The following is an 11,179-nucleotide window of genomic DNA, read 5'->3' on the forward strand; positions in this document are numbered from 1 at the left end:
TGGAATCATAAGCAATCTAATGACTACAAAAGTGATGAAACTGGTATGAGTAAATATGGTAATAAATATCTCAGATATTACTTGATACAAGCTGCCAATTCAGTTAAAAACTATTGCCCTGAATATAAAGACTATTATTCTAAAAAGCACAAAGAGTCAACTAAACATAAACACAAGCGAGCATTAGTTTTGAGTGCTAGAAAGTTAGTACGGCTTATTTTCGTTCTGCTGCGCGATAATGTGCTTTATGATCCTTCCCAGTACCTCAATTCATCTGGAGGTGATTATCAGACCTAAAACCTCTAGACTTTTAGAGAATAGTCTATAAAGAATCTCTCTAAAATTAAGTTATTTAAGTTTACACCCAGATTTAATAACTTATTTTTAGTAATGTTATAACTAGCTATAGCTCTGTTAAATTTAACCATTTATACAGGGTATGGGTGTGCTATGCCTAATTTTAGGCAATTAACTGGGTAATTTTTGTTTAAATTTTCTCTTGACATATTACCCTACCACTTAATTACAAGATAAACTTCTCAATCACGTAGGCTACCCCGTCTTCAAAGTTAGCCTTAGTTATATAATCAGCCTTTTCCTTTAATGAATCTCTAGCATTATCAACCGCTACACCTAAGCCAGCATATTCGACCATCTCTAAATCATTAGAGCTATCACCTATTGCAATTACTTCTTCTTGCTTTATACCATAACGCTGGGCCAACCTAGCTATGGTACTACCTTTAGAAACACCTTTGCCCATCACCTCAACAAAGATCGGCTTGGAAGGGGTGATATGTAGGTGCTCACCAAAGTTCTCTTTAAACTCTGCTAAAAGCTCTTTAGATTTATCTTCATCCAACTCTACAACCAACATCTTAGTAGAAGGTATATCTAAAAAAGTCTCTAAATCTTCTTTAATTAAAACTGGAGTAACTCCTGATAGCCTTTCGTAACATTTAGCTTCTTCTTCCATCTTATTTACATAAAGAATATCGTCAATGTAAAAATTTATATGTAAATCTTTCTTCTTAACAAAGTCTATTATATCTTTAGAATAACCTAAAGGTACTGGATTATGCTCTATAATTTCCCCAGTTTCTATATCCCTAACCAAAGCTCCGTTATAGGTTATTGATTCACCCTTTAAACCAATATCTAAAAGATAAGGTAAAGAAGACGAAAACATTCTTCCAGTAGATATTACTACCTTAACCCCCTTGTCCATAGCAGCTTTTAGCGCTTCTTTATTTCTTTGAGAAACTTGTAATTCACCTGATTTCTCTGCTAATAATGTATCATCTAAATCTATTGCTATTAATTTATATTTCATATCTATACCTCCAGCTATTATTTATTCTATAACCTCTATCATTTGAAATTCATAATCTTCTTCTCTACTTCTACCATATAATCTTGCAATTAAGAAAGATAAGAAGAATAAAACAAAGCCCATAAAAGCCTTAAGACCTTCAGAATCAACTCCCAATGCCTCTCCAATTAAATATCCTGCTATCAATCCAACTATGGGTAACAAGTAGATTAACACCGCTGCAGTTAAAATATTCTTCTCTGCCAACTCCAAATAGACTTGATTGCCAACTTTGGCCCTAAGAGGGTTATCAACTATCATATCTCTGTCCTTTATACCTTCACACCCTCCACAATCTCCACAGGCTGAGTGCTTTCTAATCAAAACTTCAGCTTTTTCTCCTCCATCTAGAAGAGCAGTAACTTCAGCAACTTGTTTCATTATTTCCCTCCAATCTACTTATTAAATTTAAAAATCACATCCATCAATTCATCGATTATCTGATCACCATTATCCTTAGTAGCTGCATTCTTTACACATCCATGAGTATGCTTCTCTAAGATTCTCATCCCAACCTTATTTAACGCTCCTCTAACTGCAGCTATCTGTGTTAGAACATCAACACAGTACTTCTCCTCATCAACCATCCTTTGTAAACCACGAACTTGACCCTCAATCCTCTTTAAGCGATTTATTAATTGCTCCTTTTCTGAGTTATACGAACTCATAAACTTCCCTCCTTTATACCTAGTATCTCTTCTTAAAGAAATTATACTACAAATTCGATTAAATTTAAAATTAAATAATAAAGCAGAGCTTTATTATTAGTGTCAGTGCAGTGTCAGTGCAGTGTCAGTGCAGTGTCTGTGTCAGCAAATTCAAGAACTTAGATTTTAACGGACACAGACACTGGCACTGACACTTTATTAATAAAAAAAAGTCACTTCTATATCAATATAGAAGTGACCTCTTAAGTATTTAGCTAACTTCGTAGCCTGCTGCTCTTACTTCATTCTTTAATTTATCTAAATCAGTTTTACTTTCATCAAATTCTACTTTCACTTTAGCTGCTTCTAAATCGACCTTTGCATCTTTAACTCCATCTGCAGAGTTTAAGGCTTTTTCTACTGCACCTTTACAATGACCACAAGACATACCCTGTACTTCAAACTCTTCTTTTTTCATTTAAATTCCTCCTACTTTTTTAAGTTTACAGTTTTAAAATCAAAATAGCTTGATACCCCTTTGGGGTATCTGTCGATTATAGAATACCACTATTTGATTTAATTGTCAAGAGACTATTGTTAGTGGAAGTTCTAGTGTCAGCCAAGGACAAATAGTTGAATAATATTTACATTAATACTGAGAATCCATATAGAACAAATTGGGCTGGCTCTAATTTGAGCTAAAGAGTTAAAACTATACATTCAAAATTCTCAACACAGATAAAATCTGATCAAAGCTGATTAAATCTGATCTAAAACTTTTTTGGATTTTATTTTATACCTCAATCTGCACTTTATCGGCTCTTATCTGTGTAAATCTGTGCCAATACTTTTGGTCTTGAACTTTATTAAACCTTAAATCATTTGAGTTTGACGCACAGGGAATCTGCAAAAGCTAAACAATTAAGACTTCTTCTTTTGTTACGACTATTCCATATAAAAAAAGAAAAAACCACCCCTCTGTGGTTTTTTCCAGCAAGATCTTAAGTTATCACCCTGATCATCAATATTATATCCACTTTACTATAAATTATTCGAAGAAAATTAAAAAACTGGAATCCGGAATCTGACCTATATGAAGGGGAGGCACAGGGATCTGCCCTCATAGTTTATAAAAGAAGATAAACCTTTCGTGCAATTTCAAAAAAGGTGCCTCTATCCCTTATCCCTTCCACTTAACTCTCCAATCAACTCTCCTACCTTGGCGATAAACTCTTCTTCGCTATCAGGAAGTAGGGCTAAGTTCTCCTCTATTTTCTTAATAATAGCACTCCCTACAATTGCACCATCAGCAAAAGAGTGTACATCCTTTACATGTTCAGGCTTGGATATACCAAATCCTACGGCTATTGGTGTGCCAGTATATTCTCTTAATTTATCTATAACCTTCTTTATCTCCAAAGATAAGTCCTCTCTTGCCCCTGTTACCCCAGGAGTAGATACGGCATAGATAAATCCTGATGAATTCTGGGCTGCAGCTTTAAGCCTTCTATCAGTAGTATTAGTTGCAACTAAAAGAACTATATCTAAATTATTACTATAAGCTCTTAACTCTTGATCTTCACCTAAAGGAAGGTCTGGGATAATAACTCCATCAACTCCTACTCTTTCAGCTTCTTTAACAAAGTTCTCAAGACCATAACTAAAGATCAGGTTATAATACCCCATCAATAATATAGGGATTTGGGTCTCTTCTCTAAGCTCCTCAACAAGAGAGAAGATTGCAGTTAGATTTGTCTTGTTCTTCAAACTCCTCTTAGCAGCCCTTTGAATCGTTGGCCCGTCAGCTAAAGGTGTAGAATAAGGAATACCTAGCTCAATTATATCAGCACCCCTTCTTTGAGCTTCTAATACTAACTCCTTTGTCATCTCTAGATTTGGATCACCAGCCATCAAAAAAGGAATGAAGGCTTGTTGGCCCTCACTCTTTAATCTTTTAAAGGCAGAATCAATCCTACCCATTAAATTTCAACCCCCATCTTGTCTGCTACTGTATAAACATCCTTATCTCCACGTCCAGATAGATTCATTACTATAATCTGGTCTTTATCAAGCTTAGGGGCCAACTTCTCTACATAAGCTATAGCATGAGAGCTCTCTAGAGCTGGTATGATTCCTTCAGCCTTAGATAGTAATTTAAATGCCTCTACAGCTTCATCATCAGTAACTGCTTCATAGCTTGCTCTACCAATATCCTTCAAGTGGCTATGCTCCGGGCCAACGCCTGGATAATCCAACCCAGCAGAGATAGAGTGAACTGGCATAATCTGACCACCTTCATCTTGAAGTACATAACTCTTATATCCATGGATAATTCCCTTCTTACCCTTTGTAAAAGTAGCTGCATGCTTATCAGTATCTACACCTTGACCTGCTGCTTCAACACCGACCATCTTCACATCCTTATCCTCGATAAATGGATAGAATAGACCTATAGCATTACTTCCTCCACCGACACAAGCAACTAAATAATCAGGCAATCTACCTTCAGCCTCTAAGATCTGTTCTCTAGCCTCTTCACCAATTACAGTCTGGAAATCTCTTACCATAGTAGGATAAGGGTGAGGGCCAACAGCTGATCCCAACAGATAGAAAGTATCCTCTGATCTTTCAACCCAATTTCTTAAAGCTGCATCTACTGCATCAGTAAGGGTAGCCGTTCCTTCTTCTACTGCTACTACGTTGGCCCCTAAAAGCTTCATTCTAAATACATTTAGCGCCTGTCTTCTAACATCTTCAGCACCCATAAAGATATCACACTCTAGCCCAAACATAGAAGCTACTGTTGCCGTTGCCACACCATGTTGTCCTGCTCCAGTCTCAGCAATAACCCTCTTTTTACCCATTCTCTTAGCCAAAAGAACCTGTCCTAAAGCATTGTTAATCTTATGAGCACCCATATGGTTTAAATCCTCACGCTTAAGATATATCTTAGCTCCACCTAATTTCTTAGTTAATCTCTCCGCATAGTAAAGTGGGTTGGCCCTACCTACATACTGCTTTAGATAGTACTTAAACTCTTCTTGAAACTCCTCATCATTCTTATACTTATCATAAGCCTTTGCCAACTCCTCTAATACCGGAACCAATATCTCCGGCGCATACATTCCACCAAACTCACCAAATTTACCTTTACTCATAACTACTCATCTCCTCTTTTATTAGTCATCAACTGTCAGCTATCAGCCTTCAGCTTAAGATCAAAACCCTTTTTTCACCACTAATGAATATGAATTAGCACTAATAGAAACCCAATTTGAAATATTAATTAATTATTCTTTAATTTTATAAATACTATCACTTATAAATTAAATAATTTAATCTTTTAATTATAAATCATACACTATTTTTAGTCTTTTCAATAAACACTTTAACCTTCGCTTCATCCTTAACCCCTACTTCTTTTTCAACACCGCTACTTACATCGACACCAAAGGGGTTTAGTTCTTTGATTACCTCTTTTACATTATTTCCATTTAGACCACCAGCAATTATTATATCTCCATAATCTTTAGCCTTTTTGGCTAACTCCCAGTTAAAGGTCTCTCCTACTCCACCTAGTTTCTGAGGATGATAGGCATCTAAGAGGTACTTATCAACCCTATATCTCTTTAGATTCTCTAGATAAGATTCATCTCTTACCCTAAAGGCTTTGATTATAGGTAAATCAAAGTTTTGACAATACTCTGGCGATTCATCACCATGAAATTGCAGATAATCTAATTCACCTTCATAAGCTATTCTTTTTACCTCTTTAACTTCTTGGTTGGCAAAGACACCAACCTTTTTAACATTATTGGACAAGCCCTTAGATATCTCCTTCAAAACGTCTAGGTTAATCTTTCTTGGGCTAGGAGCAAATATGAAGCCTAAGAAGTTGGCATCTAGCTCTGCTACTAACTTAGCATCTCCCAAATTGGTTAATCCACAGATCTTAACCTTAGTCATCCTATCAACTCTTTAACCTTGGCAGGAATATTAGAGCTTTTCATTAATGATTCCCCTACTAATACCCCATCGATTCGATGCTTAGAAAAAAGTTCTATATCCTTTCGATCTCTGATCCCACTTTCGCTGATAATAATCTTATCATCGGGAATTAATCTCTGTAAGCCTAAGGTAGTTGCTAGATCAACTTGAAAGACCTTTAAGTTTCTATTATTTATCCCTATTATCGAAGGATCAACCTCTAAAGCAACCTCTAACTCTTTACGATTATGAACCTCTACTAAAACATCCAAATCTAGCTCTTCAGCCAAGGATAGGTAACCCCTTAACTCTTCAGGTGTCAAAATAGCCACAATAAGCAATATAGCATCAGCACCATAAGCTCTAGCTTGGTATATCTGATAAGGATCGATTATAAAATCCTTTCTCAGCAAAGGAAGATTAACTTCATTCTTTACTAAATTCAAATATTCCAAATTCCCCTTGAAGAAACTTTCATCCGTCAGGACTGATAAAGCCCTAGCTCCAGCACTCCCATACTCCTTAGCAATCTCTACAGGGTTAAAATCTTTTCTGATTAAGCCTTTAGATGGGGATGCTTTCTTTAATTCAGCAATTAAAGAAAGCCCCTCCTTTGCTAAAGCACCTTTGAAATTTCGAGTCTCTTCTAACCTAGCTATTTTATTCTTTAAACTTTCAATTGACTCTTCTTTTCTATCTCTCTTAACCTCTCTTCTCTTCTGCTCAACAATCTCCCTTAATATCATCAGCTCACCTCCTTAGCTAAGTTGTTAGTTACTTCGATTAACTCCTCTAACTTCTTTAAAGCCAAACCTTCATCTATTACTTTGGCAGCAAGTTGAATTCCTTCTTTCAAGTTCTCCGCTTTCCCTGCTCCTACTAAAACCGCTCCTGCATTTAAGAGGACAATATCCCTTTTCTTATCCTTTTTACCCTTAAATATATCCAAGGTAATCTGAGCATTCTCTTTGGGGTCTCCACCTTTTAGATCTTCTAAAGTAGCTTCTTCTAAACCATAATCACTAGGAATAACCTCGTAAGTTGATACCTTCCCCTCTTTTAACCTACTTACCTTCGTTTTTCCTACTGTAGATAACTCATCCATCCCACATAGTCCATGAACAACAAAGGCTGACTTTACACCTAAGTTCTTCAATACATAAGCAATAGGCTCTGTTAAGTCTGGACTATAGACACCTAAGAGTTGCACCTGCGCATGAGCTGGATTAGTCAAAGGGCCAAGCATATTAAAGATAGTCCTTACCCCAATCTCCTTTCTTGGACCAATGGCATACTTCATAGCCTTATGAAAGGTTGGTGCATACAGGAAACCAATTCCTATCTCATCTATTGACTTACCTACTTGCCCTGGCGTTAGAGTCAAATTAACTCCTAGCTCCTCCAAAAGATCTGCACTACCACTAGGGCTAGAAACTGAACGATTCCCATGTTTAGCAACTGCAACCCCTGCTCCTGCTACTACAAAAGCTGTGGTAGTTGAAATGTTAAAGGTATTTAGCTTATCCCCTCCAGTCCCACAGACATCTACTAAAAGTTTCTCCTTGGTATCTATTCTCGCTGCCTTCTCTCTCATTACCATTGCAGCTCCACTTATCTCTTCAATGGTCTCACCCTTCATCCTTAAAGCAGTAATGAAACTACCTATCTGAGCCGGAGTAGCTTCTCCATCCATTATAGATTCCATAGCCCTTTTACTCTCGTCTAGGGAGAGATCCTCTCCCTTAATAACCTTCTCAATCTCTCTTCTCATCTCTTCTCATCTCCTCTGTTTTTAGCTATCAGCCTTCAATCTTAAAATTAATAGTATATAAAAATCATTTTAAAGTTTTGATCTATATTGGGGTTAATTAGTGGTTTCAAAATTCTTTTGAACTTTATTCTTTATCCTCTATCTTTAAGAAGTTACTTATTATTCCTCTGCCAACTTCGGTCATTATCGATTCGGGGTGAAATTGGAGGCCATATAGTCCAGCCTTCTCATCCTCGATCCCCATTATTATCTCACCCTCTGTTTGAGCTGTGACCTTATATCTAGATGGTAGTGTATCAGGGTCTATTATTAAAGAATGATAACGAGTTGCTTCAAAGTCTCCTATACCTTTTAATACCCTTCCGCCTTTATTGACCACCTTAGAGGTCTTACCGTGAAATAGTTGAGGCGCTTTTATTATCTTCCCACCAAAGGCGGCTCCTAAACTTTGATGACCTAAACAGATTCCTAGGATTGGAATTTCACCAGCCAACTCTTTAATCAAGTCTAGACTAATTCCAGCACCTTCAGGCCGACCAGGTCCAGGAGAGATTATTATCTTATCTGGATTTAACTCTCTTATCTGATCTATAATTATCTTATCATTTCGCTCAACTCTAAGAGGGTACCCTAACTCTCCAATCAACTGAGCCAAATTATAGGTGAAAGAATCATAGTTGTCGATTATTAATATCATTCTCTACCACCTCCCCCAGCTAATCTAACTGCTTCTAATAAGGCCTCTGCCTTATTTAAGGTTTCCTGGTACTCAGACTCTGGTTTAGAATCAGCTACAATTCCAGCACCAGCTTGAACATAAGCCTTTCCATCCTTAACCAATATTGTTCTAATTGTAATACAACTATCTAAGTTACCTGAATAACCAAAGTAGCCAATACTTCCTGCATAAGGTCCTCGCCTATTCTTCTCCAGCTCGTCGATAATCTCCATTGCTCTTATCTTGGGTGCTCCCGATACAGTTCCAGCTGGGAAGCAGGCCTCTAGGGCGGAGTAGATGTCTTCATCTGCACGAAGTTGGCCCTTTACATTAGAGACCATATGCATCACATGGGAGTAATACTCTACCTTCATCAATTGATCAACTTCTACCTTCCCATATTCACTTACCTTTCCAACATCATTTCGTCCTAAGTCAACCAGCATAATATGCTCAGCCCTCTCCTTCTTGTCTGCCAACATACCCTTAGCCAACTCTTCATCCTCTTTTGCGTCCCTACCCCTTCTTCTAGTCCCTGCAATAGGCCTATTATCTATTATTCCATCCTCAACCCTTACTAAGAGTTCAGGAGATGATCCTACAAGATTAAAGTCACCAAAGTCTAGATAGTACATATAAGGTGAGGGATTAACCCTTCTAAGCTCTCGATAGATATCAAAGGGCTTAGCTTCTGTCTTAGCCTCTAGCCTCTGAGATAGAACCACTTGGAAGATATCCCCTTCTAGAATATAGTTTTTGGCCCTGTCTACACTCTCCATAAAGTCTTCCTTGCTTGTGTTGGATTGAAAATTAAACTCCTTACTCTCTATCCCATCAGGTTGCTCCTTACTTAACGGAGATCTTAATTTAGAGATTATATTTTCTATCTTCTTCATCCCTTTTTCATAAGCCCTATCTAATTCACCGTCTATCTTAATATTGCTTACGACTTTAATGCTATGATGCAAATGATCAAATATAAGTAATGTATCACTTAAAACAAATAGTACTTCTGGTAATTCCAAATCATCCTCAGCACCTTGAGGAATGTCTTCAAAGTACTTGACTATATCATAGGACAAATAACCAACAGCACCCCCATAAAATCGTGGAAGACCTTTAATCTGTGGCGCTTGATAATCATCTAGAATCTTCTTTAGTTCCTTTAAGGGGTTAGTAGTTTGGAATTGCTTAACTACTTCTCCATCTTTATTCTTTAAAATAAAATCTTCATCCTTGCATTTAACTACTCCATGATAGTCTATACCAATAAAAGAGTAACGTCCTAGGTGTTGCCCCCCTTCAACACTCTCCAATAGATAGGAGTACCTATCCTTCTTAACCTTCTTAAAAGCAGAAACTGGTGTCTCCATATCTCCTGATATCTCTTTATAAAGGGGAATTATTGTCCCTTCCTTTGCCAATGTCACAAACTCTTCTCTACTAGGGGAGTACATTAATGCCCACCCCATCTCTCAAATAAAACTCATCTCTTCTCATCTCAACTCAACTCCTTATTTGTAGTCGTCAGCTATCGGCTATTAGCCATTTAATACTCTAATCGGAACTTCATCGGCTCTTATCAGATCTTAGTCTGCGTCTAAGCTTTTGATCTTTAATCATTTAAAAAGGGGCTACTGGACATAAGTCCAGTAGCCCCTGAAGGGAATTAGATATACTAACCCCTAGGTTCTCTAGTCTCATCTCATCTAAGCTAATCTCTTCTAGTCTCGTCTAATCTGATTCTATTTTAAGTAAAGCTCTCAGCTATAATCCTCTAAACTAATCTAAGGTCTAAAAAAATCTCTACTCTCTAAGCTTTATCTAATTTGATTGAACAGTTCCATGCTCTGTAATAATCTCAGCTTTTCCTCTTATCTTGATGGCAGAAGTATGGTCTGTAAATTGTGCTACCATCACCTCACCCTTATCAAGTTTCTCTGTATGATGAAACTTTGTATCTTCTCCACGGGTTAAACCAATAATGGTTACACCCTTCTCTAAGGCCTTGATCACCAAATAATCTCCATTATTTCCACTTCTCATTATAAATCCCTCATCTCTTCTAGTCTAATCTGTTTCTATCTTACTTAATTTATATTATATAATATCCAATTTTGTGACATCTGTCAAGGAACTTATTATAATAATATTAATTTGAAAATTGCAATATAAAATGCACAGCCTTTATGGAAAAAAACACCTCATATGATGTGTTTATTTATGCTACATTTAAACCTATTTCAAATATATTATTAGAACTTTTAAAACCAAACATCTTCCTAGGATAATTATTAATCCATTTTTCAATTCTTTTAATTTGATTTCTACTAAGATTCTTAAAGCTACTTCCTTTTGGCAAAAACCTTCTAATCATTTTATTTAAGTTCTCATTACTCCCTCTTTGCCAAGAAGAGTAAGCATCAGCATAATATTGCTTTGTCCTTGGAATTTTACTTCTTGTAAAAGAAGTCTCTATTCCTGTATAGTTATAAAATTCTTTCCCATTATCAGTTGTAATAGTCTTGAACAATTCTCTAAACTTCTTTACTCCTATTCTTCTTTCTATTCGATCCAGACCTCTTATTACAGCTTCCTGCGTCTTATTAGGTATAATCTCTATTATTTCTTTTCTACTATACCTCTCCGTTAGAACTAATAAGAAAGGCTCTCCTTTTCCCTTT

The 11,179-nt window shown here is 36.6% G+C and carries 14 protein-coding genes; 1 reads left to right on the plus strand and 13 read right to left on the minus strand.

What is annotated here, in order from left to right:
• The coding region (locus HALSAC_RS0109555; RefSeq protein ID WP_027340075.1) for a transposase at positions 1-297 on the plus strand (297 nt) is incomplete at its 5' end.
• A gap of 226 nt (positions 298-523) precedes the next feature.
• On the opposite strand, the gene HALSAC_RS0109560 is transcribed toward HALSAC_RS0109555, so the two are convergent.
• The 13 genes from HALSAC_RS0109560 to HALSAC_RS17510 form a co-directional block, all read right to left on the minus strand.
• Positions 524-1,333, minus strand: coding sequence for a Cof-type HAD-IIB family hydrolase (locus HALSAC_RS0109560; RefSeq protein ID WP_027340076.1), 810 nt, complete (start codon positions 1,331-1,333; stop codon positions 524-526).
• A gap of 21 nt (positions 1,334-1,354) precedes the next feature.
• On the minus strand, positions 1,355-1,753 hold the full coding sequence (locus HALSAC_RS16535) for a SoxR reducing system RseC family protein (RefSeq protein ID WP_051412165.1): 399 nt from the start codon (positions 1,751-1,753) through the stop codon (positions 1,355-1,357).
• A gap of 14 nt (positions 1,754-1,767) precedes the next feature.
• A complete protein-coding gene (locus tag HALSAC_RS0109570; protein ID WP_027340077.1) occupies positions 1,768-2,040 on the minus strand; it encodes a metal-sensitive transcriptional regulator in 273 nt (90 codons plus the stop codon).
• 250 nt (positions 2,041-2,290) lie between these two features.
• The gene (locus tag HALSAC_RS0109575; protein WP_027340078.1) at positions 2,291-2,497 is read right to left on the minus strand and encodes a heavy-metal-associated domain-containing protein; all 207 of its coding nucleotides are present in this window, start codon (positions 2,495-2,497) and stop codon (positions 2,291-2,293) included.
• A gap of 695 nt (positions 2,498-3,192) precedes the next feature.
• Positions 3,193-3,999 (minus strand): tryptophan synthase subunit alpha, encoded by an 807-nt coding sequence (gene trpA / locus HALSAC_RS0109580; RefSeq protein ID WP_027340079.1) that lies wholly within the window; start codon positions 3,997-3,999, stop codon positions 3,193-3,195.
• Positions 3,999-5,177: a tryptophan synthase subunit beta gene (trpB, locus tag HALSAC_RS0109585; protein ID WP_027340080.1), complete on the minus strand. Its 1,179-nt coding sequence runs from the start codon at positions 5,175-5,177 to the stop codon at positions 3,999-4,001. Before trpB ends, trpA begins: the two co-directional genes overlap by 1 nt.
• 196 nt (positions 5,178-5,373) lie before the next feature.
• On the minus strand, positions 5,374-5,985 hold the full coding sequence (locus HALSAC_RS0109590) for a phosphoribosylanthranilate isomerase (protein WP_027340081.1): 612 nt from the start codon (positions 5,983-5,985) through the stop codon (positions 5,374-5,376).
• On the minus strand, positions 5,982-6,752 hold the full coding sequence (gene trpC / locus HALSAC_RS0109595) for an indole-3-glycerol phosphate synthase TrpC (protein ID WP_027340082.1): 771 nt from the start codon (positions 6,750-6,752) through the stop codon (positions 5,982-5,984). The genes HALSAC_RS0109590 and trpC overlap by 4 nt, the downstream gene beginning before the upstream one ends.
• Entirely contained in the window at positions 6,752-7,777 is a 1,026-nt protein-coding gene (gene trpD, locus HALSAC_RS0109600) for an anthranilate phosphoribosyltransferase (protein ID WP_027340083.1), read from the minus strand. The genes trpC and trpD overlap by 1 nt, the downstream gene beginning before the upstream one ends.
• Before the next feature lie 124 nt (positions 7,778-7,901).
• Positions 7,902-8,474, minus strand: a complete 573-nt coding sequence (locus HALSAC_RS0109605) for an anthranilate synthase component II (RefSeq protein WP_027340084.1) — start codon at positions 8,472-8,474, stop codon at positions 7,902-7,904.
• Positions 8,471-9,952, minus strand: a complete 1,482-nt coding sequence (gene trpE / locus HALSAC_RS0109610; RefSeq protein ID WP_027340085.1) for an anthranilate synthase component I — start codon at positions 9,950-9,952, stop codon at positions 8,471-8,473. Before trpE ends, HALSAC_RS0109605 begins: the two co-directional genes overlap by 4 nt.
• 367 nt (positions 9,953-10,319) lie before the next feature.
• A complete protein-coding gene (gene mtrB / locus HALSAC_RS0109615; protein ID WP_027340086.1) occupies positions 10,320-10,541 on the minus strand; it encodes a trp RNA-binding attenuation protein MtrB in 222 nt (73 codons plus the stop codon).
• Between the two features lie 175 nt (positions 10,542-10,716).
• A partial coding sequence (locus HALSAC_RS17510; RefSeq protein ID WP_245579453.1) for an IS30 family transposase occupies positions 10,717-11,179 on the minus strand: 463 nt, incomplete at its 5' end.

Source organism: Halonatronum saccharophilum DSM 13868, from assembly GCF_000517025.1.
Lineage (GTDB): Bacteria > Bacillota > Halanaerobiia > Halobacteroidales > Halobacteroidaceae > Halonatronum > Halonatronum saccharophilum.